Origin of the sequence: Nocardia sp. NPDC052001 (assembly GCF_040680615.1) — a bacterium.
Lineage (GTDB): Bacteria > Actinomycetota > Actinomycetes > Mycobacteriales > Mycobacteriaceae > Nocardia.
Genome location: NZ_JBFAXC010000016.1, coordinates 25,899 through 50,692, shown reverse-complemented (window position 1 = coordinate 50,692; position 24,794 = coordinate 25,899). Strand labels below are relative to the sequence as shown.

At 67.4% G+C, this 24,794-nt stretch carries 26 protein-coding genes; 12 read left to right on the top strand and 14 right to left on the bottom strand.

Features of this window, described 5'->3' with window-relative positions; translation table 11 throughout:
* The 4 genes from AB0L82_RS39805 to AB0L82_RS39790 all read right to left on the bottom strand — a co-directional run bounded on the left by AB0L82_RS39805 (position 1) and on the right by AB0L82_RS39790 (position 3,127).
* Entirely contained in the window at positions 1-570 is a 570-nt protein-coding gene (locus AB0L82_RS39805; protein WP_364649289.1) for a vitamin K epoxide reductase family protein, read from the bottom strand.
* Positions 567-1,340, bottom strand: coding sequence for a thioredoxin domain-containing protein (locus tag AB0L82_RS39800; protein WP_364649286.1), 774 nt, complete (start codon positions 1,338-1,340; stop codon positions 567-569). The genes AB0L82_RS39805 and AB0L82_RS39800 overlap by 4 nt, the downstream gene beginning before the upstream one ends.
* Positions 1,341-1,461: 121 nt before the next feature.
* On the bottom strand, positions 1,462-2,313 hold the full coding sequence (locus tag AB0L82_RS39795; protein WP_364649283.1) for a polyphosphate kinase 2 family protein: 852 nt from the start codon (positions 2,311-2,313) through the stop codon (positions 1,462-1,464).
* A gap of 103 nt (positions 2,314-2,416) precedes the next feature.
* Positions 2,417-3,127: an ESX secretion-associated protein EspG gene (locus AB0L82_RS39790; RefSeq protein ID WP_364649280.1), complete on the bottom strand. Its 711-nt coding sequence runs from the start codon at positions 3,125-3,127 to the stop codon at positions 2,417-2,419.
* A 240-nt stretch (positions 3,128-3,367) separates the two neighbouring features.
* Here AB0L82_RS39790 and AB0L82_RS39785 point away from each other — a divergent pair, with 240 nt between their 5' ends.
* The gene (locus AB0L82_RS39785; RefSeq protein WP_364649277.1) at positions 3,368-4,903 is read left to right on the top strand and encodes a hypothetical protein; all 1,536 of its coding nucleotides are present in this window, start codon (positions 3,368-3,370) and stop codon (positions 4,901-4,903) included.
* 11 nt (positions 4,904-4,914) lie between these two features.
* Here AB0L82_RS39785 and AB0L82_RS39780 read toward each other — a convergent pair whose 3' ends face one another.
* On the bottom strand, positions 4,915-5,871 hold the full coding sequence (locus AB0L82_RS39780) for an alpha/beta fold hydrolase (protein WP_364649274.1): 957 nt from the start codon (positions 5,869-5,871) through the stop codon (positions 4,915-4,917).
* A 133-nt stretch (positions 5,872-6,004) separates the two neighbouring features.
* Here AB0L82_RS39780 and AB0L82_RS39775 point away from each other — a divergent pair, with 133 nt between their 5' ends.
* Entirely contained in the window at positions 6,005-6,562 is a 558-nt protein-coding gene (locus AB0L82_RS39775) for a TetR/AcrR family transcriptional regulator (protein WP_364649271.1), read from the top strand.
* Positions 6,563-6,587: 25 nt separating this feature from the next.
* Here AB0L82_RS39775 and AB0L82_RS39770 read toward each other — a convergent pair whose 3' ends face one another.
* The 3 genes from AB0L82_RS39770 to AB0L82_RS39760 form a co-directional block, all read right to left on the bottom strand.
* A complete protein-coding gene (locus tag AB0L82_RS39770) occupies positions 6,588-7,829 on the bottom strand; it encodes a saccharopine dehydrogenase NADP-binding domain-containing protein (RefSeq protein WP_364649268.1) in 1,242 nt (413 codons plus the stop codon).
* A gap of 21 nt (positions 7,830-7,850) precedes the next feature.
* Positions 7,851-9,284, bottom strand: a complete 1,434-nt coding sequence (locus AB0L82_RS39765) for an AarF/ABC1/UbiB kinase family protein (RefSeq protein WP_364649265.1) — start codon at positions 9,282-9,284, stop codon at positions 7,851-7,853.
* Between the two features lie 137 nt (positions 9,285-9,421).
* On the bottom strand, positions 9,422-10,051 hold the full coding sequence (locus AB0L82_RS39760) for a TetR/AcrR family transcriptional regulator (RefSeq protein WP_364649531.1): 630 nt from the start codon (positions 10,049-10,051) through the stop codon (positions 9,422-9,424).
* Positions 10,052-10,281: 230 nt separating this feature from the next.
* Between AB0L82_RS39760 and AB0L82_RS39755 the strand changes: the two genes are divergently transcribed.
* From AB0L82_RS39755 to AB0L82_RS39730, 6 genes are all read left to right on the top strand, one after another.
* A complete protein-coding gene (locus AB0L82_RS39755) occupies positions 10,282-11,628 on the top strand; it encodes a DUF445 family protein (protein ID WP_364649262.1) in 1,347 nt (448 codons plus the stop codon).
* 102 nt (positions 11,629-11,730) lie between these two features.
* Positions 11,731-12,285, top strand: coding sequence for a helix-turn-helix transcriptional regulator (locus AB0L82_RS39750; RefSeq protein WP_364649258.1), 555 nt, complete (start codon positions 11,731-11,733; stop codon positions 12,283-12,285).
* Positions 12,282-12,947: a heparin-binding hemagglutinin gene (locus AB0L82_RS39745; RefSeq protein ID WP_364649255.1), complete on the top strand. Its 666-nt coding sequence runs from the start codon at positions 12,282-12,284 to the stop codon at positions 12,945-12,947. Before AB0L82_RS39750 ends, AB0L82_RS39745 begins: the two co-directional genes overlap by 4 nt.
* Positions 12,948-13,051: 104 nt before the next feature.
* A complete protein-coding gene (locus tag AB0L82_RS39740) occupies positions 13,052-13,348 on the top strand; it encodes a DUF2516 family protein (protein ID WP_364649252.1) in 297 nt (98 codons plus the stop codon).
* A gap of 140 nt (positions 13,349-13,488) precedes the next feature.
* Positions 13,489-14,469, top strand: coding sequence for an alpha/beta fold hydrolase (locus tag AB0L82_RS39735; protein ID WP_364649249.1), 981 nt, complete (start codon positions 13,489-13,491; stop codon positions 14,467-14,469).
* A 243-nt stretch (positions 14,470-14,712) separates the two neighbouring features.
* The gene (locus AB0L82_RS39730) at positions 14,713-15,711 is read left to right on the top strand and encodes an alpha/beta hydrolase (protein WP_364649246.1); all 999 of its coding nucleotides are present in this window, start codon (positions 14,713-14,715) and stop codon (positions 15,709-15,711) included.
* An 81-nt stretch (positions 15,712-15,792) separates the two neighbouring features.
* On the opposite strand, the gene purU is transcribed toward AB0L82_RS39730, so the two are convergent.
* The gene (gene purU, locus AB0L82_RS39725) at positions 15,793-16,683 is read right to left on the bottom strand and encodes a formyltetrahydrofolate deformylase (RefSeq protein ID WP_364649243.1); all 891 of its coding nucleotides are present in this window, start codon (positions 16,681-16,683) and stop codon (positions 15,793-15,795) included.
* Between the two features lie 26 nt (positions 16,684-16,709).
* Positions 16,710-17,264, bottom strand: a complete 555-nt coding sequence (locus AB0L82_RS39720) for an N-acetyltransferase (RefSeq protein ID WP_364649239.1) — start codon at positions 17,262-17,264, stop codon at positions 16,710-16,712.
* Positions 17,265-17,318: 54 nt separating this feature from the next.
* Between AB0L82_RS39720 and deoC the strand changes: the two genes are divergently transcribed.
* Entirely contained in the window at positions 17,319-17,996 is a 678-nt protein-coding gene (gene deoC / locus AB0L82_RS39715; protein WP_364649528.1) for a deoxyribose-phosphate aldolase, read from the top strand.
* A gap of 54 nt (positions 17,997-18,050) precedes the next feature.
* Here the strand turns inward: deoC and AB0L82_RS39710 are convergent, their stop codons facing one another.
* Complete coding sequence (locus tag AB0L82_RS39710) at positions 18,051-19,427, bottom strand: LmeA family phospholipid-binding protein (protein WP_364649236.1); 1,377 nt, start codon at positions 19,425-19,427, stop codon at positions 18,051-18,053.
* A gap of 112 nt (positions 19,428-19,539) precedes the next feature.
* On the opposite strand from AB0L82_RS39710, the gene AB0L82_RS39705 reads away from it, so the two are divergent.
* Positions 19,540-20,142 carry a type IV toxin-antitoxin system AbiEi family antitoxin domain-containing protein gene (locus AB0L82_RS39705; protein ID WP_364649233.1) on the top strand — a complete coding sequence of 201 codons (603 nt, stop codon included), beginning with the start codon at positions 19,540-19,542 and terminating at the stop codon, positions 20,140-20,142.
* Positions 20,143-20,246: 104 nt separating this feature from the next.
* Positions 20,247-21,758, top strand: a complete 1,512-nt coding sequence (locus tag AB0L82_RS39700) for a hypothetical protein (protein ID WP_364649230.1) — start codon at positions 20,247-20,249, stop codon at positions 21,756-21,758.
* Positions 21,759-21,761: 3 nt separating this feature from the next.
* Here AB0L82_RS39700 and AB0L82_RS39695 read toward each other — a convergent pair whose 3' ends face one another.
* From AB0L82_RS39695 to AB0L82_RS39685, 3 genes are all read right to left on the bottom strand, one after another.
* Positions 21,762-22,451 (bottom strand): class I SAM-dependent methyltransferase, encoded by a 690-nt coding sequence (locus AB0L82_RS39695; protein WP_364649227.1) that lies wholly within the window; start codon positions 22,449-22,451, stop codon positions 21,762-21,764.
* A gap of 83 nt (positions 22,452-22,534) precedes the next feature.
* Complete coding sequence (locus AB0L82_RS39690; protein ID WP_364649224.1) at positions 22,535-23,050, bottom strand: DUF2505 domain-containing protein; 516 nt, start codon at positions 23,048-23,050, stop codon at positions 22,535-22,537.
* A 110-nt stretch (positions 23,051-23,160) separates the two neighbouring features.
* Positions 23,161-23,646, bottom strand: coding sequence for a DUF2505 domain-containing protein (locus AB0L82_RS39685; RefSeq protein WP_364649221.1), 486 nt, complete (start codon positions 23,644-23,646; stop codon positions 23,161-23,163).
* Positions 23,647-23,738: 92 nt separating this feature from the next.
* On the opposite strand from AB0L82_RS39685, the gene AB0L82_RS39680 reads away from it, so the two are divergent.
* Positions 23,739-24,782, top strand: a complete 1,044-nt coding sequence (locus AB0L82_RS39680) for a UDP-N-acetylmuramate dehydrogenase (RefSeq protein WP_364649525.1) — start codon at positions 23,739-23,741, stop codon at positions 24,780-24,782.
* Positions 24,783-24,794 lie beyond the last annotated feature (12 nt).

The following is a 24,794-nucleotide window of genomic DNA, read 5'->3' as shown; positions in this document are numbered from 1 at the left end:
TCACAGGTGATCGCGCCAGTAATCCTGGAATTGGATGTACAGGATCAGAATCACCACCGCGTAGTAGATGGCGACGACGGTCCACCGCCACTCCACCACGATCTGCAACAGTCCGCGGGACTTACCCCACAGCTGCCCCGTCACCACCGCCAGCAGCAGCGGCGTCACCGCCCACACCACCATGCACCACGGGCACAGCGCGTGAATCTGGAACACCGCCTGATAGATCAGCCAGCCGATGAACCCCATGCCGAGCACCAACCCGGCCCACAGTCCGCCCCAAATCCAGCGCGGCAGACCGATATTGGCCACCGCGAGCACCCCGAGCGTCACCACCACCGAGAACCCGACCACACCGATGATCGGATTCGGGAAACCGAACGCCGCCGCCTGATCCGACTCCATGATCGTGGTGCAGGACAGCGTCGAATCGATACTGCACAGCGGTTTGAAACCGGGTTCGGTGAACAGCTTGAACTTGTCGACCAGCAGCGTCACCGACGCACCCCAGCCGATCAACGCGCCGATCAACAGCGGCCAGGCGGACCGGGGTGGAGCCGAGATGATCACTTCGCCGCGGCCTCGATGACCGGCTTCAGGCCGTTCGGGCTCATCAGCGACTGCTGATCGCTGATCTGCTTACCGTTCACGTACACCGAGGGGGTCGACTTGATGCCGGTGTCGAAAACGCCCTTGGTCTCATCCTTCACGAACGCCGCGTACTTCTGGTCCTTGATGCCCTGTGCCACAGCGGGATCGGTGTAACCGACCGACGCGGCGATCTGAATCAGCTGATCGTCGGTCATGCCGTTGCCGCCCTCCTTGGGCTGCGCGCTGTACATCGCGGACAGCCAGGCCTGGAACTTCGACGGATCGGCCGAGGCCACCACGTAGGCCGCGCTCGCCGCGCGCGTGGAGAACTGGTTGCCGCTGGAGGCGCGGTCCAGGAACGAGATGATGTTGTACTCCACCACCGCGGTGCCGTTCTTCACCTCGTCCTCGAGCACGGCCGCGTTATTGCTCTCGAACATCTGGCAGGCCGGGCACTGCAGATCGGCGACGACCTGCACCCGCACCTTGGCGTCCGACTTGCCGATGCGGATCGCGCCGCCCTCGGTCAGATTCGGCGGCGTCGCGCCCGTGCTCGCGTCATGGGTGACGACCGGAGCGAACGACGAGGTGTTCTTGTCGTCGGACTTACGCATCGCCAGGCCGATACCGATGGCCGCGATCAAACCCACCAGGACGACACCCACGCCGACCTGAATGAGGATCTTGCGATTGCGATCGGCCTGTTGAGCCTTGGCCAGAGGATTCTTGCGATCACCCGGTTTGCTCACCGCGCGTTCACCACGCCTTTCGTAGTCACGACTGCTGCGGCCCCATCTTCACTCGCGAACCTGAGAGATTCCTGGTGAAACACCGCCGTTGCCCACAACGGCGGTGTATAGGCGGTGCGAATCACGCCTGGGCGAGCTTCTTCTTCTCGGCTTCCACATCGAAAGTGGCGGCGGGCCAATCGAGTTTCAAGCCCTGCATGGCGTCGATGAGGAGTTCGGTCACGGCCAGGCGGGCGTACCACTTGGAATCGCAGGGGAGTACGTGCCAGGGCGCGTATTCGGTGTTGGTGCGATCCAGGACCGCCTGGTACGCCTCCTGATACGCGGGCCAATAGGCGCGCTCGGCGAGGTCGTTGGGACTGTACTTCCAATGCTTGTCGGGGCGGTCCAGGCGCTGGGAGAGGCGCTTCTTCTGCTCGTCGAGGGAGACGAACATGGCGACCTTGACCACCGTGGTGCCGTCGTCGACGAGTTTGCGCTCGAACTTGTTGATCTCGTCATAGCGCTTGCCCCACACCTCCGGCGGCACCAGATCGTGCACGCGCACCACCAGTACGTCCTCGTAGTGCGAGCGGTCGAAGACGCCGATCTGACCGCCGCGCGGCAGCTGCCTGCGAATGCGCCACAGGTAGTGGTGTTTGCGCTCCTCGGCGGTCGGCACACCGAAGGCCGCGTGATCGACGCCCTGCGGATCCACCGAGCCGATCACATGCCGGACGATGCCGCCCTTGCCCGCGGTGTCCATACCCTGCAACACCAGCAGCACACTGCGATTGTCGCCATGCCTGCCATTGGCGTAGAGCTTCTCCTGCAACTCCGACAAAACGCCCGTGCGCTCGGCCAGCAATTGCTCCCCGGCCTTCTTGTCACCCTTGAAACCGGGAGTCGCGGATGTGTTCAGTTCGCTGACCTGCACACCGTCGGCCCGCAGGGCTTTGGTGACCGGTTTCGACCAGGATGCTGCCTTCGCCATCCGTCATGCGTAACACGCGGCGCGGCCCGGCGGGGGCAAGCACGCCGAAAATCTCCCGGTGAACCCGAGGTGATCCACATCCGAACGCCGAGTGTCCGGCCGGTTACACCCGCGCCAGGCGCACCAGATGTTCGGCCAGTTCGGCATCGCCGACCGGGGTGAGGGTGAGATCGGTGGCGGTGGTGAGCAGATAGCGGCCGTCACCGGTGAAATCCAGCCAGGTGCGATGCCGGGTGGGCGGGGACAGCGGATTCGCGGGCTCCACCGTGACGGTGATGAAACCGCGCCCGTCCACCGGCTCGCGCAATTTGCGGCGGAAATTATCGGCGGCCAGATCGGACGAATCCGGTTGGGCGGCAATCTCTTCGGCATGGTCGCCCGGTTCGGCCGGAAGTAATACCGCGTGCTGCGGTTCGCTCATCTGGGCCTGCTGCCCGGCGGGCGCGGAGCCGATGATCTCCACCAGTTCCTGACCGAGTTGATCGGCGGGACAGATCATCACCGAGACGGCGTCCGGGAGCGCGACCAGAATGCCCGCACGCTGCTGCGCCACCGCCGCGAAGGCGAGAATGCGGCGCGGTGCCGGATTGGTGCATTCGCCGTACAGCGTGACGGTGGTGGTGTCGGTGCGCGCGCACAGCATGAGCGCGGCGGTCAGGTCCGGATCGGTGCGGCCCAGGTAGCGGTGCCGCGGGCGTGCGGCGGCGCTCGCGGTGCCGCGAGTCAGGGTGTCGAGGGGATAGGGGCGGCGTTCCAGCTCGGTTTCGCGGGTCCAGACCAGCGCGAATTCGTCCGGGGTCAGCATCCATTTCATGCAGAGTCCGGCCTGCTGTCCATCAAGGACATACGGGCGTCCCCCTTTCCTGCGGTACGACCCTCCGTCCCGATCGCGACCCTACCGGAGCGTTTCGACGGCCGCGTCCCCTCGCGTAAGGGGGCTTACTGTGACGTACCGCACGGTAGGGTTCGGCGCGTCGGTGTGCGATCATCCCATCTTGGTCGAACGACCAGAGCTGTGTGCCGTTGTGCCGCAAACAGATAGCCGGAGGCAGAAATGCATATCGAATATCCGGCGGCGGCCGCGCCCACTCCGCGACGACCCGCGCGCCGCACCCGGGCGTCGAGCCTGGTGAGCGCCCTGCTTGCCGCCGGAACCCTGGCACTCACCGCCGGAACCGCCGGGGCCGCACCCATTCCCGCCCTGCCCGGACCGGACTTCCTCGGCACACCCGCCACCGCACAACCCGTCACCGGAGTGCCCGCGGTCCCGCAGCACCCCGGACTCGCCGCCAATGCAAACTCCGGCATCCACGGCGACGGCTGGATGAGTGACACCTACACCCGGCCCGGCCCACTCGGACATGACACCCGGGTTGACTCGCTACTGCTCGGCAGCGAATGCGGATCGGTCGCCTTCGACCGCGCCGGGCGCATCATCTCCACCTGCCCCGGCCTCAATCCCGGTCTCTACCTGATCGATCCGGCCGGAATGCGGGTGCTCGGCAAATACGCGCTGCCGGGTCGCGGCCCGGGGGCGATGCTCGAGCCCGGAGCCTTCTCCAATTTCGGTGGCGGCGCGTACTTCTTCCTCGACAATCAGGACCGCGCGGTGGTCGGGTCCAGCAGCGGGCACGTCCAGATCTTCGCGGAAACCCCCGCGGCGGACGGCTTCACCCTCGAACACGACTACGACCTCACCGGCGCGCTGCGACCCGGCGAAACCCTGAACTCGGTGCTGCCCGACTCCACCGGCCTGCTCTGGTTCGTCACCAGGACCAACGGCGTCGTCGGCACCCTCAATACCGAAACCGGTGCGATACAGGTGATCCGGCTCGGTGACGGCGCGGAGGGCGAGATCGAGAACTCCTTCGCGGTCGGCAATGACGGCGATGTCTACATCGCCACCAACCGCGAAATGCTGCGCTTCGACGCCGGACCCGGCGGCAGCCCCGAGGTCACCTGGCGCATCACCTACGCCAACAGCGGTCAGCGCAAACCCGGCCAGGTCGACGACGGCACCGGCACCACACCCACCGTGCTGCCCGGCGGCTACGTCGCCATCACCGATAACGCCGACCCCATGAACGTGGTGGTCTACCGCACCGCCCGCAACACCGCCCAGCGCGAAGTGTGCAGCGTCCCGGTCTTCGCGAAAGGCGCTGGGAATACCGAGAATTCGCTCATCGGCGCGGGCAACTCGCTGATCGTGGAGAACAACTTCGGCTACTCCGGACCCGAGGCCACCCTGGCGGGCCGCAACACCACACCCGGCTTCGCCCGCGTCGACATCGACGCCGACGGCAACGGCTGCCACCTGGTCTGGACCAACTCCACGGTCGCCGCGCCCAGCGTGGTCGCCAAACTCTCGCTCGCCACCGGACTGATCTACACCTATACCAAGGGCAACGAGCCGACCGACCCCTGGTACTGGACGACCCTGGACTTCCGCACCGGAAACCTGTTGTGGCAGCGGCGATCCGGCTCCGGCCCGCAGTTCAACAACAACTACGCGGGCCTGGCCCTCGGCCCGGACGGCACCGCCTACCTCGGCGTCCTCGGCGGCCTCATCTCGCTGCGCGACGGCAGTTAACCGACGCATCGTCAGCCGCCGACCGGCCCGGCGAATGGCAGCACCACCGTGCACCCCACGGGCACAGCGTGTTCCGGATCGAGTGCGTTCAGCACCACCCGCACCGCCACCGGGTCATAGGTGAGTTCGTTGTGCTCGGTGAAATCGGTCGCGCACAGGTCCTGGAGCACCACGTTCCGCACATTCGGGCCGTCCAGCAGCCCGGTCGTATAGGGCGTGGAGATCTCGTCGTAGCGCGTAACCACCATGGTGAAACGGATATTCGGCGCTTTCGCCGGATCGGGATCGAGCGTGCGCAGGAACGGCTCACCCGGGGACAGGCTGCACGGGCCGCATTGGCGCAGCAGTTCCCGGCCCGGTTCCACGGCCGCGGCGAGCGGCTGCAACGCGGCCAGTCCGCTCACCGTGGATCCGTGCAGGGGAGCGGCCAGCGCGACGAAGTGATCGATGTTCGGAATGCCGCCGAGCTGATTCAGGTAGTAGAAGGCCACCGCGCCGCCGATCGAATGGGTTACCAGATCCACCTTTTCGGTACCGGTCGCGGCAAGCACCCGATCGATGAACGCGGAGATCTGTCGTGCGCTGTCCTCGACGGGTGTGAACGCGCCGATCAGCGGGCCGGCCGCACCCACCCCGTAGGTGGTGGTGAAGACACAGTATCCGGCCCGGGCGAGCACCGGTGACAGCGTGTTCCAGGAGATCGCGTCATTGGACAGGCCGTGCAACAGCACCACCGGATTCGGATGTGCCGCAGTGGGTTTGCAGTTCCAGTCGTTCGCGCCGGGTGGTGGCTGGCCGGGACTGGTGAACTGGGCGGCGAGCCCGCCGGGATAGCTGTAGGACGGTTCGGGGTCAGCCGCCGCGCTACCCGCCGCCAATGTCGGCAGCGTGATCATCAGTGTCGGCAGCGTGACCATCAGTGCCAGCAGGCCGAATGTCCGGGCGGCGCGGATCTTCGCTGATCGCATTGCGGGACTCCATGTCTCGTGGACCGGTCGTCTCCCGCCGTCCCCTGCGCGGCGGGATGACCGACCGGTCGGTCACAGGTTAGCGCGGGTGGGTACCCTTCGGGAAGAGCCAATCGCCGAGAGGATTACATCGATGCCACGTCCGCCCGAACCGGGACGCAATGCCTTGCTCACCGCCGGAGCGGAAATCGCCGGGCGCGAAGGGATGCGCGGCCTCTCGGTCAATGCCGTGGTCGCCGCCGCCGGAATGGCGAAAGGCACCTTCTACCACCACTTTCCGGACCGTCGCAGCTATGTGGTCGCGCTGCATCACCGCTATCACGAGGAACTCGGCGCGGTCATCCTCGCGGCCATCGCCGGATGCGAACCCGGCGCGGAACGCTTGCGAACCGGTATCGCCGCCTACCTGGACGCCTGCCTGGCCACCAGCGGCACGAAAGCCTTTCTCGCGCAATCCCGTACCGATACCGACCTGATCGACCAGGTGCACGAGCGCAATCAACTGTTCGCCGCGATGATCGGCCCCGACCTGACCGAGCTGGGCTGGTCCGATCCCGAGCCGGTGGCGCTGCTGGTCATCGCCATGGTCGCCGAAACCGCACTGGCCGAACTCTATTCGGCCGGTCCGCGCCCGGACCTGCGGGCCGCGCTGACGGCCTTGATAGAACGAGACCCCCGCCACCAGGGGTGAGCGGGGGTCTCGCGAGGGTACTGGATCAGGCGACGTCGACGTCGATTGTCATGCCCGCCTTGCGAAGTCGATCGGTGAGCGCATCGCCCATGGCCGCGGCAGGGGTGAGAATGCCTGCCAGCTCCGGCAATTGGTCGAAGGCCAGGGCCAGGCCGGACTGGCCGAGCATGACCGAGGTGGCGGCGTAGCCCGGATCGCCCTTACCGGCGAAGGTGCACATGTACTTCGCGCCCGAGGTGGTGTTGGCGAACGTCTTCATGGTGAACCAGCCGCTGTTGCGGGCCTTTTCGCTCGGACCGGTACCCGGCTTGGGTACCAGCCGGTCCAGCAGGCGGCGGCCGACCGCGACCCGGGACAGCACCGCGCCCGCCGCCATTCCCGCCACGATTCCGCCCGCCATACCCGCCGCCACCAGGGGAGCGGTGGCCGAGGTGCCCGCGCTCATCACCTCGCGGTAGCGGAAGTTCTTACCGTACGGCCAGCCCAGCAGGCCATTGCTGCGACGCACGATCTTGGTGTTGTGCGCGCCCATGACGAAGGTGGCGACCCAGCCGCGCAGGCTCGGATCGATATTCGCCGCGCGCTCCAGCGCCTGATCGCTCTGCCGGCCGACATCGGGCTCGAGGGACTTGTCCGGGCTCAGCGAATACGGGTGCGACATGATCGCGCCCTTCTTCGGATCCGCGGCGATGGCCTCCATCATGGCGCGCCCGGAATCCACCGTGCCGCCGGAGACCCCGCCCTTGAGCCAGGCCACCAGGGTGACATCGGTGAGTTCACCGGTGTTGTCGTCCACGCTGCGCTTGTACAGCTGATACACGCTCAGATCGGACGGAATCGAGTCGTAGCCCGCCGAATTCACGATCTTCGCGCCGGTCTCGGCGGCCCGATCGGCGAACCGGTCGATGCATTCGCGAATGAACAGCGGCTCACCGGTGAGATCGGCGTAGTGCGTGCCGTTCTCGGCGCACGCCTGCACCAGCGGCAACCCGTAGCGCAGGTACGGCCCCACCGTGGTCACCACGACCTTGGTGCGCGCCGCGAGCGCGTTCAGGCTGGCCTGATCCGTCGAATCCGCCTGTACCAGCGGCCATTCCGCGGCACCCGGGCCGAGTTCGGCGCGAACCTTCGCCAGCTTGTCCAGCGAGCGCCCGGCCAGTGCGATGCGTGCCCCGGCGGGTGCGGCCCCGATCAGATATTCCGCGGTCAGTTTGCCGACAAAACCCGTCGCGCCGAATAGCGCTAGGTCGAATTCCCTGTCTGCCATGATTTTTCCCGTCCGATGGGGTTACGCCTTCGCGGCGCGTTTGCGAGTGGTCTTCTTCTTGGGTCCGGTGGTCGGCGTCGGCGCGGGCCGGGTGGCCAGCCAATCCCGGTGTGCGATACCGAGTTCGGTGACCGGGTCCTCCTTGTACAGCCACTCCCGGGAGATGCGATGCCAATTCCCGGTCGCTTCCAGCTGCCCGAGCATGCCGAAGGTCAGGAAATCCGCGCGCCGCGAGAACAGATGCTCCGGCGGCAGATTCTGCTGCTTCATACCGGAGAACTCGCTGGCCCGCGGGTCGACGGCGAGAATGAAAGCGCCCGAGGCGAGCTCGGGCGTAATGGTGAGATCCTCATCGACCAGCGCCCATTCACAGGCCGCCAGCACGTACTCCAGACATTCCTCCGGGGTGATCTCGTCCGGGGAATCGATGACGCCGCGCTGAATCATCAAGTCGCGCAACTCTTCCGCGTGATCCTCCGCGGCGGCGCGAATGCAGGTGGCCTCGAATTCGACGTGCTCGGGATCCATCCGGTTGTAGAGCCCGAAGTCCAGGAACGCCACCCGGCCGTCCGCACCCAGCAGCAGATTGCCCGGATGCGGATCACCGCAGAACTCGTTGAAGGTGAACAGCGAACCCACGTAGAACCGATAGATGATCTCGCCGATGCGATTGCGCTCCTCGGCGGGCAGCGCCCGGATCTCCTCGAACCCGCGCCCCGGGAAATACTCGCTCACCAGCACCCGCTGCGTGGACAGCTCCGGCATGGTGTCCGGCACCACGATGAACGGATGCCCGCGATACAGCGCCGCGATCTGCGACTGCGTATTCGCCTCGGCGACGTAATCGAGTTCGCTCTCCAGATTCAGCCGCAGCTCATCGAGCACCGCCGGGGTCACCCACGGCATGGCCGATTGCAGAATGCGCCGGAACATGGCCAGGTTCTTCAGATCCGCGCGCACCGCGGAATCGATGCCCGGATACTGCACCTTCACCGCGACCGTGCGGCCGTCATGCAGCTGCGCCCGATAGACCTGACCGATCGAGGCCGCCGCGATGGGTTCGGGCTCGAAATCGGCGAAGACCTCCTCCAGCGTCTTACCGAAATCCTCCTCGATGACCGCGCGCATCACCTCGAACGACACCGAGGGCGCGCTGTCGCGCAGCACCGCCAGGCGGCGCTGGAAACGTTCACGATGCTCGGGCGGCACCAGATCCAGATCCAGCACCGAGAGCATCTGCCCGAGCTTCATGGCGACGCCCTTCATGGTGCCCAGCACCATGACCATCTGCTCGGTGGCCCGGATCATCGACTCCTCGGCCATGCGCTCGCGCACCGCCTCCGAGCGCCCCCGCATCGAGCGCCGCGTCTTCTGAGCTCGTATGGCATTACCGGCGACGGCCATTCCCAGCTTGGTTCCCCGCGCAAGCCTGGATGTGGGCAGCTCTTTCGCCATCAGTGACCCTCCATTGAACCGGCGCCCCCATTGGTGCCGAAGCGGGCGGAAACCCCGATGTGCCCGCCGTGCCTCAGCCTAACCACATCTCGATCGTCCAGCCCAGGCCCGATTCGGCCGGATTTGCTCCGGGCCGATCAGGCCTTGTTCTCCGGATCGGGTAGTACGTGCGGCTTGGAGTTGAAGTAATTCCGGTCGCCGCCCGCGCGCACCATGCCCTCGATGGCGCTCCACGCCATCATGGTCAGGTAGTCGAGCATCTCCTCGCTGGACATGGTGCGGTTGGTGATCCACCAGTCCGTGGCCAGCTGGACGCCGCCGACCAGGACGTAGGCCCAGAGCATCGCGCCCTCGGTCTGCACCTTGCGGTCGAAGGCCTTGTCGATGATGACCGCCGACACCACCTGCGCGAACAATTTCTCGAAATCGGCCAGGGTCGAGGTGTCGGTCGAAGCGCCGTTGCCCATGATGAAGCGGTAGACGTCGGTATCGGCGTCGACGGTGTGCACGTACGCGGCGAGCGTATTGCGGACCAGCTGATATTCATCCAGATCATCGCTGATCGCCTCGTAGATGCGCGGCATCAGCGTGGTCTCGATGAACCGTTCCATGGTGGCCCGGGTGAGATCCTGCTTATCGGAGAAATACCGGTAGAGCACGGTTTTGGAGACGCCGATCTCCGCGGCGATCTCATCCATCCCGGCATCCCCGCCGCGGGCGCGAATGGCCGCGAGGGTGCCGTCGACGAGCTCTTCCCGGCGGTCGATCTTGTGTTGCTGCCAGCGCCTTTTGCGTCCGTCCTCTCGACCCGGTCGAGGGGTGGCGCCGTCGGCTCTGGCGCCGGCGTCGACGGCTCTTTGGGTGGACAGCGTGACTCCCGTGGTTCGTGTTGTGGGCTGGGCCTATTCAGCTTAAGCCTCGCATGCGCCGGATCGCCGACGTTCGGGACCGGCCCGGTGGCCGGGAGTAATTTCCGGGAAGCAGCAGAATGGAACATATGGAGCAACCTGCCGGCACCGCCGAGGTCCTCGAATCGAGCGGGCGTGCGTCGCAGCCCGCCCCCGCACCGGGTGGCGCCTTCGCCGACCTGCTGGGTGACGAAGGCAAAGCGAAGGACCTGTGGCGGATGAAGGCCATCGCCACCGCGTTCCTCGCCGCGGCCACCGTCATCTACCTGTTCTGCCGCTGGACCGAATCACGCGGCGCGGGCGGCGACTGGGTCGGCTACGTGCGGGCCGCGTCCGAGGCGGGCATGGTCGGCGCGCTCGCCGACTGGTTCGCCGTGACGGCGCTGTTCCGCCATCCACTCGGCCTGCCGATCCCGCACACCGCCATCATCCGGAAGAAGAAGGATCAGCTCGGCGCGGGCCTGGGCGATTTCGTGCGCACCAATTTCCTCTCACCCGATGTGGTTGTGACGAAACTCAATTCCGCGCAGATCTCGTTCCGGCTGGGTCGCTGGATGGCCGATCCGGAGCACGCCGAACGCGTCGCCGAGGAGAGCGCCACCATGCTGCGCGCGTTCATCGGCGTGCTGCGCGATGAGGACGTCGAGCAGATCATCGACCAGACCATCGTCAAACGCGTCGCCGAACCGCTGTGGGGTCCGCCACTGGGCAAGGTGCTCAAGGAGCTCATCGCGGACAACAGACAGGCGCCGCTGCTGGACCTGCTGGCCGAGCGCGCACACCAGTGGGCCCTGGACTCGCAGGAGACCCTGGACCGCATCGTGAACCGGGACGCGCCCTCGTGGGCGCCGAAGTTCGTGAATTCGATGCTGGCCGAACGCATTTACCGCGAGCTGGTGGAGTTCACCTGGAAGGTGCGCACGCAACCGGATCATGAGATCCGGCTGGCGGCGAATCGCTTCCTGGAGGATTTCGCGAACGATCTGCAATACGACGACGTCATGATCAAGAAGGCCGAGCGGGTCAAGGCCGAGCTCATGGGCCGCGCCGAGATCACCGGCCTGGCGCACGCGACCTGGCGCGCGGCCAAGCGGATGATCCTGGAGTCCGCCGAGGACCCGAATTCCACGCTGCGCCGCAAGGTTTCGGAGAATGTGCAGAACCTGGGCCAGCGCTTGTCGTCGGATGACGGCATGCGTGACAAGGTGGACGGGTGGCTGGAGCGCGGTGTCCGATACCTGGTCTCCAACTACGGTGATGAATTCGCCACGCTGGTCAGCGATACCGTTGCCCGGTGGGATGCCGACGAGGCCAGCCGCAAGATCGAATTGGCGGCGGGTCGCGATCTGCAATTCATCCGCATCAATGGCACGGTCGTCGGTTCCCTGGCGGGCCTTGCGATCTACGCCGTTTCAAATTTGCTGTTCAATGGCTGATCCCGGTACCGCCGGCGGTTTGCCGCAACGGTGCTAGCAGAGCGCTTGCAAGAGTTAGCACCCCCCTTTAGAATTGACCGCACAACCGCCGGAAGGTCAGTGATGACACACGATCCCGAGGTTCCCGAATCGATCGACGGCACACAGGCGGAGACGTCCGCCGCCGACGAACGAGCGGGCCGCGTAGCCAACGCGGCGCACGACATCGGGGGCTTCATCCGCGCGCAGCGTGAGGCCGCTCAGGTCTCCCTGCGTCAGCTGGCCCAGCTGGCGGGGGTGAGCAATCCGTATCTCAGCCAGATCGAGCGCGGACTGCGTAACCCGTCCGCCGAGGTGCTCGCGCAGATCGCGAAGGGTCTGCGGGTGTCCTCGGAGGTCTTGTACATGCGGGCCGGGTACCTCGAACAGAGGCCGCACGGCCCGGTCCGGGACGCACTGCTCGCCGATACGGAAATCTCCGAGCGGCAGAAGCAGGTCCTCCTGGACATCTATGAATCGTTCCGCCGAGAAAATGCGCAGAACGAGGACAGAGGGGACGCGACGAACCAATTGGGGGGCGCTCCCGGGGGAATCGAGGGCGCGAATGCCCTCAGGGACAACGAGGTTCCGATCCGTACTACCGAAGTTCCGCCACGCCAGGAGAACGAAACATCATGACTGAACCCACCCGTACCGCCACCGTGACCAAGCCGATCTACGCGACGGTCGGCGCCGGCGACGCCATCTACGCCTCCGTGCTCGACACCATCGACAAGGTCCGCACCCGTGCGGCCGCCGCCGATGTGAACGGCCGCGTCGAAGAGGCCCGCGAGCGCTTCGCGAACCTGCCGGCCGATGCCAAGGGCCAGGTCGACGTGGTGCGCCAGCGCATCGCCGCCCTGCCGTCCGAGCTGCCGGAGGACCTCGCCGGACTGCGCGAGAAGGCCACCCCCGAAGAGCTGCGCAAGCTGGTCGACCAGTACTACCACCAGCTGCTGGACCTCTACGCCGACCTGGCCGCCCGCGGCGAGGAGACCGTCGAGAAGATCAAGACCAGCAACCCGGCCTTCGAGGAGCGCTTCGGTCAGGTCGAGTCGCTGTACACCGATCTGGTGAACCAGGCGCAGGACGTCATCGGCAAGGTGTCCGATCAGGTCGCCCCGCTGCTGGGTGGCGCGAAGGAAGCGGCCGCCGAGGTCGAGGAGACCGTCGAGGCCGAGGTCGTCGGCGTGACCACCGAATCCGAGCCGGCCCCGGTCGCCGAGCCGGTCGCCCCGGTCAAGAAGGCGCCCGCCAAGAAGGCTCCGGCCAAGAAGGCCGCGCCCGCCGCCAAGAAGTAATCAGGCGCTGAAACAACCTGCGGCCCTCGCGCATTCATTGCGCGGGGGCCGCGGTCGTCGTGTCGGCCGCGAGTAGCGGGAATGGGCGCGACAGCCCTCGTATGATGGGTGGGGTGATGGGAATTCCCGGGTTGATTCTGTCGGCGTTACTGCTGCTCGAGTTCGGCATGGTGGTGTTCGCCCTGGTGCATGCCCTGCGGCAGCGTTCGGACGCGTTCCCGGCGGTCGACAAGCTGACCAAGCCGGTGTGGCTGGCGATTCTGGTGGCGTCGCTGGGCGGGTTGCTGCTCACCCGGAATCCGGTCAATTTCCTCAGCCTCGCGGCGGTGATCGCGACCGGTGTGTACCTGGCCGATGTCCGGCCGAAGGTGGATGAGGTGCAGCGCGGGCCGCGCTGGTAGCGGTACGCGGAGACTTTCGTCGGCCGTCTTCCCTGGTCAGGGGAGGGCGGCCGATTTCTTATTTTTCCGGGTGCTTGCACTGGCAAGCACGCTCTCGCGGAGTTACTGTATCTAGCAGTAACACAAAGGAGTGTGTCCCCATGCGAGCAATGCTGCGAGCGCACCGGGCGAACCTGCGTACCCGGACCTATGCCAACGCGGACCTGAACCCGCCGGCCGGTCCGTACGAGACCATTCCGGTCACCACCACCGACGGCGCGCGCCTGCGCGTACACGCCTACGGCCCCGCCGACGGCGATGTGCTGGTGCTGGTGCACGGCTGGACCTGCTGCCTGGAATACTGGAATCCCCAGATCAACGCCTTCGCGGGGGAATACCGCGTCATCGCCTACGACGTGCGCGGGCACGGTGAGAGCGAAGCAGGCACCGCGCCGCTCAGCACCGATCAGCTCGCCGATGATCTGCAGGCCGTGCTGGAGGCGTCCCTGAAGCCAGGTCAGCGCGCGGTCATCGTCGGCCACAGCCTCGGCGGTATGACCACGCAGGCGTGGGCCGGACGGCATCCCGAGCAGGTGCGCAAGCGCGCCGCCGCGGTGCTGCTCACCAATACCGCCGCCGGACAGCTCATCGCCGAGACCACGGTGGTGCCGTTCTTCAATCGCGGTGTGCTGCGACTGCCGTTCGCGGTCGGCCTGCTCGGCTTGAGCATGCCGATGCTGTTTCCGGCGTTGCCGCCGGTGCAGTGGCTGTTCCGGCGGCAGATCATGAGCCTGGCCGCGGTCGGTGAGGTCGCGACCTTCGCGCAGAACATCGTGCGGTCCTGCCCGGCGCGGGTGCGCGGGAAATTCGGCACCCTGCTGTCGCATTTGGATGTCGGACGCGGTGCGGTGAATCTGATCGTGCCGACCTCGATCGTCGCCGGCTCCGCCGACGATATGACCCCAGTTGTGCACGCGGATCGGATCGCCGAAATGCTCCGGGAGGCGGGCAGTCTCGACGGCTACCTGGTGCTGCCGACCGGTCATCTCGGCAATGTCGAGGCGTACCAAGAGTTCAACGCCGAACTCGCACGGGTTGCGCGCTCCGCCTTCGGAATTCCCGCGGCGGTCGTGGGCGCGTAGGCGACAGGTGTGGGTTTCCCACCCCTGGGGACGCTTCATCCGGGCGCAAAACCTCGCCAGGATGTGTTCTAGGTAACAGTAGATTTCCGGTCCGCCGCCTCCGAAATGGCGAATGTGGTTGCGGCGGATGGGTATCCCAGGAAAGACGGGGCGCAATGCGGCGGGTTCGAAAAAACCCGCCGCTTGCTCTAGCAAGCACCACTGCTAGCGCGGTACTGTGCCCTGGAACACAAAGGAGTGCTCATGCTGGTAAAGCTTCCTGAGGCCGGTGCGGACATGATGACCGCGCCCTTCCGCAGCTCGCTACGGTCCCGCACCTACGCGACCGAGACCTTGAATACGCCCGTTCCGGCCGAGGTCATCCCCGTCACCACCCACGACGGCGCCCGCCTGCGCGTACACGCCTACGGCCCGGCCGACGCCGAGGTCATCGTGCTGGCGCACGGCTGGTCCTGCGCCCTCGAATACTGGAACCCGCAGATCAACGCCTTCGCCGGGGACTACCGCGTGATCGCCTTCGATCAGCGCGGCCACGGCGAGAGCGAGAGCGGCACACGGGCTTTCGGCGCCGAACAGCTCGCCGACGACTTCGCGCAGATCCTGGACGCGGTGCTGCGCCCCGGCCAGCGCGCGACCCTGGTCGGGCACAGCATGGGCGGTATGACCATCCAGGCGTGGGCCAAGCACTACCCGGAGCAGGTCGCCCAGCGCGCTTCGGCGGTGCTGCTGGCCACCACCGCCGCGCGGCAGATTCCCAACCGCGCCACCGTGATTCCGTTCCTGAACGATCTGGTGCCCGCCCCGAGCTGGGTGGCCAAGCTGATGTTCGGAACGCCGCTGCCGCTGCCCGGCGGGTCCGCTGTCGGCGCGATCGCCAAGTACCGCCTGATGACTCCGGCCGCGACCGCCGATGAGATCAACTTCGGCCTGTCCATCGTGCGGTCCTGCCGTCCGTCGGTGCGCGCCGCCGTGGCGCGTGGCCTGCTGCATCTCGATTTGCACGGTGCGGCAGCCAATCTCACGGTGCCGACCACGGTCATCGCCGGTTCGGCGGATCGCCTGCTGCCCGAAATCCATTCTCGTGAAATCGCCGACACCCTCGCCGATGCGGGTTACCTCGACCGCTACGTCATTCTGCCCACCGGGCACCTGGTGAATATCGAAGCGCCGCAAGCATTCAACGCCGAATTGCAGCGCACCATTCGCATGGGTCGCCGCGGGCTGGTCGCGGTCGCGGGCTGACACAGGCTTTTTCCGGATAGCAGCAATGCCCCCTCCACAACGGCGTGGCGGGGGCATTGTGATGTCCGGGCGAAAAGCGTTTCAGGAGAACACGACTGTGCGGCGGCCGTGCACCAGCACCCGGCCCTCCAGATGCCAGCGCAGGCCGCGCGCCAGCACCACGCGTTCGATATCGCGGCCCTGGCGGACCATATCGTGCACGGTGTCGGCGTGATCGATGCGGGTGACGTCCTGTTCCAGGATCGGCCCGGCATCCAGTTCGGCGGTCACGTAGTGGCAGGTCGCGCCGATCAGCTTGACGCCGCGCGCGAACGCCTGGTGATACGGGCGCGCGCCGACGAAGGACGGCAGGAAGCTGTGATGGATATTGAGCGCCTTACCCGCCCAGTGCTCACACAGTTCGGCGGGCAGCACCTGCATGAACCGGGCCAGCACCACCGCGTCCGGTTCATACGCGTCGACCAGTTTGCGGACCTCCTCGAAGGCCGGGCCGCGTTCGGCCGGATCCTTCGGGAACGGCACGTGATGGAAGGTGATGCCGTGCGCCTCGGTGATCGCCGCCAGATCCGGATGATTGCCGATGACGGCCTCGATGGTGGCGGGCAGTTCCCCGCTGGCCGCGCGGCCCAGTAGATCGTGCAGGCAGTGCGCGTCCTTGCTGACCAGCAGGACGGCGCGGCGGCGCACGCCGGTGTCCAGCACTTCCCACTCGGTGTCCGGGCCGAGTTCGGCGGCGACGGTGGTGAAGCGCTCGCGCAGTTCGTCCAGATCGAACGGGACGGTGGCGGCCTTGATGGCCTGCCGGGTGAAGAACCAGCCGGTATCCAGGTCGGAGTGGTATCCGGCCTCCACGATCGAACCGCCGAAATCGGCGATGAACGAGGTGATGCGGGCGATGATGCCCGGACGGTCCGGGCAGCCCAGGGTCAGCACGTAGCGACGGTCATCAGGGTTTGCCGGGGTGGAACTCATACCGGTAATAGTCGCAGTAAGCGCTGCTACAGCTCGTAGAAGGGGTCGGCGTAGCGGAATTCGCCCTTGATCTCCGGGTCGTAGGCGGCGAGGGCGCGGATCTGGAAATGCGAGGTCCAGTCCGCCTGGTCGGGTGTGATGCCGAGCCGGACGCCGGGCACGAAGCCGAAGCGCGGGTAGTAGTCGAGGCTGCCCAGCAGACCCACCAGGGGCTCGTCCAGGGCGTCCGCCGCGCCCAGGGCGGCGTGCATGAGGGCCGAGCCGATGCCGTGCGCCTGGGCGTCCGCGCGGACGCCGATGGGGCCGAGGGCGAGTACCGGGAACGGGCCGACCCCGGCTCGGGTGAGGCAGACGTGGCCGACGATGTCGTCGTGCGATTCGGCCACCATGGACAGGGTCGGCATCCAGCCGGAACTATCGCGCAGCTGCCGGACCAGGCCGACTTCGACCGGGTCGGCGGTGGGGACGGGGGAACCCGGCGGGCGGTCGCCATTGGCGTTCGCGAACTCGCGTGCGAAGGCGCTGCGGTGTACCGCGTCGATCGCGGCGTTGTCGCCGGTTCGTTCACGACGGATCAGCACAAGTACGAGTGTGGCCGACCGCGGTGGCGGCCCGCAATGAAATTCGCCACGCATATGCCAAACTCCATGCTCATGGCTGAGATTTCCCGTCGAGACGTGGCCGCGATGATCGACCACACCCTGCTCGCACCAGAAGCGACTGCTCAGGACGTCGACGCGCTGATCGATGAGGCCCGGGAGCTAGGCGTGTTGGCGATTTGCGTATCGCCGTCCATGCTGCCGGTGCGCGCACCCGGGCTGCTTGTCGCGACCGTCGCGGGATTTCCCTCCGGCAAACATCATTCGCTGGTGAAGGGCGCGGAAGCGCGACTCGCCGTGGAGCAGGGTGCGAACGAGGTCGATATGGTGATCGACGTCGGCGCGGCCCGCGCGGGCGATTACAACGCGGTGCTCGGCGACATCATCACCGTGCGCGAGGCCGTGGGGGACCGGGCCGTGCTGAAGGTGATCATCGAATCGGCCGCGCTGAGCGATGCGCAGATCGTCGAGGTGTGCCGGGCCGCGGAGAAGGCCGGGGCCGATTTCGTGAAGACCTCCACGGGTTTTCACCCCGCCGGGGGTGCGAGCGCGCACGCGGTGCGGCTCATGGCCGACACCGTCGGCGGGCGACTGGGTGTGAAGGCCAGCGGCGGTATCCGCACCTCGGAGGCGGCGGCCGAGATGATCGCCGCCGGAGCCACCCGCCTGGGACTCTCACGCTCCCGCGAAGTCCTGCAAGGCTTTCCGGCCTGAAGACGCGAACGCCCGGACGGTGTCGGGCCGTCCGGGCATTTCGGTAAGTGCTTGTCAGCAGGTCACATTGGTGGTCTTGCCGGTGGAATCGGTTGCCTCCAAAGTGGTTTTGCCGCCCTTGAGGCTGACGTGGATGCCCGTCGAGGTGACCTCGACCTTGGTGGGCTGCAGGCCCATCGGGTAGCTCTGCAGGCTCTCGGTCATGAGTTCCACGATGCCCGAGACCAAATCGGTGGGCAGGCCGAAGCCAAGCAGTGAGGCGGACATGGTCTCCACCTCCACCTTGTCGCCGACGATTTTCGGCTTGACCTGCAATTGCGCCAGGCCGCCGAGCACATTGAAGCTCAGCGTGCCCGCGTTCGGATCGGAGGTCGCGCCGGATACCAAGCCGCCCAGCGTTTTCACGATGCCGTCGTTGCTCCAGTCCACCTCGGCTTCGGAGCTGCCGATGGTGCCGCCCGCGCGGCCCTGATCCTGCACCTCGATGTCGTGGAAGGTGGCGTGCACGACCATGCCGACCGCCGGGCCGAACTTGGTGTCGTCGCTGTCGACGGTCACCTTGCCGACCTTGTTGTCGAACATGGTGAGCAGCATGGGTTTCGCGCCGAACGAGACGTCGATCTTGGAGCCCATCTGCGCCTCGAACTGTGAGCTGATGCAGTTCTCGACGGTGCGCCGGGCGTACGCCTCGCCACCGGCCAGACCGCCGACCACGATCAGCGCCGCGACCAGTCCGACGATCAGGAGCGTCCGCTTCTTCCGGCTCTTACCCGGCGAACCGCCTTCTCCGCCAGTGTTGTTCGCGGTGGGCGGCGGGGTGCCCGGTGGCGGCGGGGTGCCGCCGACGGTGGCGGCACCGGCCGCGTAGGCGGCGGCTTCGCCCGGATCGAGTACCTGGGTGTGGTGCGAACCGGTGGACCCGAGCACCTCGGTCGGATGCGGACCGCTCTGACCGGCACCGGGGTAACCGCCCTGGGCCGCTCCGCTCGCGGGGTCACCGCCCTGACCGGTGATGACCTGGGTGCGCTGATCGATGACCTCGGTGGCGGGCTCGGTGGCCTGGCCCTCATGCCACCATTCGGTCGCTCCGGCGGCCGGTTCGGGCGCGTCGCTCTTGCCGAAGGCCGTGGTGGGGGCGTCGGCTTCCGGGGCCGCGGGGTGCTGCGGTGTGTTGTTGCCGCCGATCACCTCGGTGGTGTCGTGGGTGCCGCCCGCGCCCGCCGGATAGGGCGCGCCGCCTAGGATCTCGGTCTGCGGTTCGGCGGTTTCGGGCTTGTCGAGACGGGCTGCCGGTGCGCCGGAATCGGCTGCGCCGGAGGGGATCTCGTAGTTCGCCGCGCCCGGGTGTGCGGGTGAGGTGCCATTCGCGCGCGAGGTCTCGGTGTCGGGTTCCGGGCGCTTCGCGTCGTCCGAGGTGGGGTTCGAACTCATGCGGCCGATTCTTCCCGAGCTTTCTGTGTGAGCTCTGTGCTTCCGATGAGGTGTCGGTGGAGTCCGAGCTGATTGTGACGTAACACACAGGAGGTCGGCGTAGCCTGAGTGCATGGCTGGGAACCCCGCAGCGGAGCCGGACCCCGAACACGGCTGGCAGGCGCTGCAAGAGCTGGCCGGTCGGCACGCCGGATACTTCACCACCCGACAGGTGCTGCAAACGGGCTGCGAGGCGCGCATACGCGACGGCCTCCGCGACGGATCGGTGCTCCGCGCGGGCGTCGGACTGCTCCGCCTGGGCCGCTGGCCCGACGGGCCGCTCGACGAATACGCCATGTGGTCGGCGTGGTTCGACGGCGCGGCCGCCGTCTCGCACCACAGCGCCGCCGAATTGCACGGCCTGGGCCGCCTGCGCCCGCGGTTCGTGCACATGTCCGCGCGCATCGGCCGTTTTCCGCTCTCTCCGCGCCTGGTGGTGCTGCGCCGCACCTTCGCCCGCAAGGATGTGGAATCCGCGGGCACCTTCCTGGTCACCACCCCGCTGCGCACGGTGCTGGATCTCGCCGAAGCGGGTATCGGCCAGGCCGCCCTCGACGAAGTCGTCGCCGACGCCGTCGCCATCCACCGCTGTGCCCGCGCCGAAATCCGTTCCGCCAGCGACGCTCTCCCACCCCCCACCGCCGCCCGCCTGCACCGCGCCCTGATCCGCGTCTGAAAGTTCGAGCTGGTGGGAGGGTCCGGGCGGGCTTTACAGAATTCGCTGTTCGTTCGGCTTGATTCGAGTTTTGCACGCGCCGGTTTCGTGGCAGGGTGACCGGTATGGGGACGGTCCGTAATGGCATGTGGGATCTGGCTTTTCCACCCGGACCGCCCGAGCGGATCGCCGAGATGTTCTCGGCGGCGGTCGTCGCCGACGCGGTGCGCGAGTACGACGCGGATCTGGCGCAGTCGGTGGAGACGTGCCGGGACTGGCGGCATGATCATCGGCGCGTGTTCCGGGCCATGACCGCGCTGGCGGTCAGCGCGCCGGAGACCTCACTCGGAATCGCCACGGAGGGGCTGCATTCGGTGCGGACCATGCTGCGATTCGCCGCCGGGCGCACCGTGACCGCGCTCGACGCGGTCGATGTGACGGCGGTTGCGCAGGGGTCGCGGCTGGAGACCGAGCAGGTTTCCGGGACCGGGGCGGCGGTGCCGCGACTGGAGCTGCCGTGGCAGGGAAAGGTGCTGTTCGAGGACGAATTGCGGCAGCAGCTCGGAGACTGGGAGCGGCGCGGGATCTTCGAACCCGGGTTCGTTGCGGTGCTGCTTCGGGTGATCGACCATCCGGAGTGGTTGCGGCTGCCGGGATTCCGGCTGTCGATCATCGGCGCGGCGGCGGAATTGAGCCCGCTGCGGCCGCTGCTGGCCTGGGGCGCGGAGGTGCTCGCCGTGGATCGGCCGGGCCGGGCGCGCTGGGATCGATTGCGCGCCATGGCGAGTGCCGGTGCGGGGACCATGCGATTCCCCGTCGCCGCGGCCGGGCCGGGCGTGGATATCACCAGATTCTTTCCGACCCTGGCGAAATGGCTGATCGCGCACACCGACGCGCGGCTCGCACTGGGTCTGTACGCGGGACTGCCGGGGGCCGCCGGACTGCGGCTGGCGGCCGCCTCGGACGTGCTGGCCGAGCATCTGCTGCATGAGCGGCCCGATGCCACACTGGCGCTGCACGGTTCATCGGCGGACTGCTACGCCGTTCCCGAATCGGTGGTGCTCGCGGCACGGGAGCAATTGGCGCGGCGCGGTATTCGCGGGGCCGCGCAGGACATCCTGCACCGCCTCTCGCCGAACTCCCTGTACCGCTTGAACTATCTGCGCCCGATCGTCGACGCCGACGGCGCGCGCTGGGGTCTGTTCGACAATCTGCCGTACCTCGGCGGCCCGGATTACGCCCTGGCGCAACGCCTGCCACGCTGGCGCGCGGTCTCGGCGCACGCGGGCGGCCACACCGTCTCCTACACGGTCGCCCCACCCGCGTGGACCACCTCGGTGCACCGGAGTTCATTGCGCACGGCCGCGCATCGCACCGTCGGCCATTTCGGCGTGGAGGTCTTCGATCCCGCGACCGCGCGAATCCTGCTGGCCGCCAAGCTCGTCGGCGATCTCATGGCCCCCGCTCCCGAGCCTTCCGCCAATCCGGAGGCGCTGTTCACCGTGGGTGCCGCGCACGGCGGGTTATGGCGGCAGCCGTTCGCGCCGCGCTCGCTCGTCGCGCCCGCGGTGGTATCCGGGACCGTGCAGGAACTGCGGGACCGCGCGGCGAATGCCTTCGGCATCGGGAACGCGTAGCGATCAGCCGGGCAGGGGTGCGACGGCCGACCATGGGACGGTGAGGAGGTTGTCGCGGAGGCGGCGACGGTAGGGGCGGAGTGGAAAACCCTCCTGGCGCAGGAGATTCGCGGCATGCCGCCAGCGGACGCGGGGGCCGTACGGGGCCAGGGGCGCGGCGTGCGACCAGGCGCGGTCGGCGGCGGTCAGCAGGGCGTGGATGGGTTCGCCGGGGATGTTGCGGTGGATCAGGGCTTTCGGAAGGCGTTCGGCGATATCGGAGGGCCGGTCGACCGTGAAGGGGTCCCAGGCCAGGGTCAATGACAGCGGCCCGGTGCGGTCGAGCAGGACCCAGGCGCAGCGGCGGCCGAGTTCATCGCAGGTGCCGTCGAGGAGCAGGCCGTCGGGCGCGAGGCCCGCGAGGATGGTCGACCAGGCTTCGGGGACAGCGGATTCCGGGTACTGGCGCAGTACGTTGAAGGCGCGCACCAGGTTCGGGCGCAGGCCCGCGAGTTCGAAGCCGCCGCGGGCGAAGGTGACGTCCTCCTGGGCGGGCACCACGCGGGCCGGATCGATTTCGAGTCCGGTCACGCGCAGATCCGGCCGGATGGTGCGCAGTCGCCGCGCCATTTCGAGGGTGGTGACCGGGCTTGCCCCGTAGCCGAGGTCGACGACCAAGGGGTTCGGGGCATCCAGCAAACGTTGAGTGACCAAGGGGTCGTGCATGAGCCAGCGGTCCCCGCGGCGCAGCCGGTTGATACCGGTGGTGCCGCGGGTGATCGCCCCGATCGGTGTGGTCAGGCGACGCGATGCTGTTGATCCAGCCAGCGCTGTGTCACCTCGGCCTCGGCTCGGAACAGGTCGATCAGGTTCACCAGCATGAGCTGTTCGAGCTTGCGTCCGAGGAACGGGAGTTGCACGGTGGCGTACGAGGAGGTGCGCAGGGTGCACCCGGTCTCGGTCGGGAAGAGCCGCATGGTGCCCTCCAGGGTGCCGGGGCCGCCGGGCAGGAATGTGGTGTATTCGCCGGTCACCTCGGGTCCGAAGGCGCTGTAGCGCTCGGTGCGGGTGATCGTCATGTCCTTGCGCATGACGGCCTGCGCGAGATCGGGCAGGCTTTCGCGCGGCAGTACGTGCCGGGTTTCCACCTCGATGCCGTTATCGCCGGCTTCGAGGCGCACGAGATCGTTGGGGGAGTGTTTGCGCATCTCCTCGATCCGCGTGTCCCAGAGGTCGCGGTTCTGCAGCGCCGCGTACACCTCTTTGGTGGTGTGCAGCGGATAGCGCGCGGAGTAGTCCAGTCGACGAGGCACGATCGGTCAGACTACTGCCGTGCGGGACATGTCCGTGTGAACTCGGGCAATCTCACTGCGAACTCGTGGCAATCGCATCGGGAACCGAGGGCGGTGTCGGGGTGAATCGCTCAGTGCGAGCTCAGCCAGCCGTCGGTGAATTCGGCTTCGCGTTCGAGCAGTTCGGTGAGATGTCCCTGGATGGCGGCTTCGATCTTCTTGCCGAAGAGCGGGATCTTCACCTCGATGGTGGCGTCGACGGTGAAATCGGATCCGGTGCCCGCCTCGCGCATGGTGAGGCTGCCGTTCACGGTGGCCGGCACGCCGTCCACGTGCGCTTCCACGGTGCCGCCCCGGCCGTTCCAGGTTTCGGTGCGCGGAATGACCAGATCGCCGGGGCGGACCGCGGTCACCTGCGGGGGCAGCTCGGACGCCGGGATCGCCTGGATCATCTCCACGCGCACGTCATCGCCGTTGATGCTGATCGATTCGATGCGCGCGTTCGGGCCGCCGACCGCTTCGATGCGGTCCTTCCAGTACTGCTCGTTGGCGAAGGCAGCGCGCACGGCGGCGGTGGAATGGGTCGAGTGCGCAGTGAAGGCCAGAGGTGTCGCCATGGTCGGACAGGCTACCGTCTGTGCCTGTGCGTACTACTGGGGTGGTGTCCTTCGACGACGTCCGGGACCGGTTGGCCGGGACCGGCGCGAGCCTGCGGGCCGCGGTGCCGCTGGCCGAACTGACCACGCTGCGGGTCGGCGGCCCGGCGATCGTGGCCGATTGCGCCTCCACGGAGGCGCTGGTGGCGACGGTGCGGGCCCTGGACGCGGCCGGTATTCCGGTGCTCCTCATCGCCGGCGGCTCGAATCTGCTCATCTCCGATGCGGGATTCCCGGGCGTGGCGGTGCGCATCGCCAATGACGGCGTCGAGCTCGGTGACGACTTCCTGATCGCGGAGGCGGGCGCGAATTGGGATGCGGTGGTGGCGAAGTCGGTCGCGGCGGGGCGCGGTGGCCTCGAATGCCTTTCCGGCATACCGGGTTCCGCCGGGGCGACGCCGGTGCAGAATGTCGGCGCGTACGGCGTCGAGGTGGCGTCACTGCTGCGCCGGGTGCGGCTGCTGGACCGGGCGAGCGGTGCGATCCGCTGGGTGGAGCCGGACGAGCTCGGATTCGGTTATCGCACTTCGGTGTTGAAGCACAGCGATGCCGCGGTGGTGCTGGCGGTCGAATTCGCGCTGCGCGCGGACGGTTCCAGCGCACCCCTGGGCTATCGCGAACTGGCGGTCGCGCTGGGCGCGCAGGAGGGGGAATCGCGTCCGGCGGAGCTGGTGCGCGCCGAGGTACTGCGCCTGCGCGCGAGCAAGGGCATGGTGCTGGACGCGGCGGATCACGACACCTGGAGTGCGGGCTCGTTCTTCACCAATCCGATCGTTCCGGACAATCGGGTCGAGTCGGTGCGGGCGGCCATCGCCGCGCACCTCGGTGCCGATGTGACGGTGCCCACATGGCCGGTGGCCGGCGGGGTGAAGTTCTCGGCGGGCTGGTTGATCGAGCGCGCCGGTTTCGCCAAGGGTTTTCCGGGTACGGGCGCGCCCGCGCGACTGTCCACCAAACACACGTTGGCTCTGACCAATCGCGGTGCTGCCACTGCGGAGCAGCTCGCCGCACTCGCCCGGGAAGTTCGCCAAGGAGTTGCTGAACGCTTCGAAATCCACCTCGAGCCCGAACCTGTCACAGTGGGAGTCGCCCTGTAGGGGTGGCAGGTA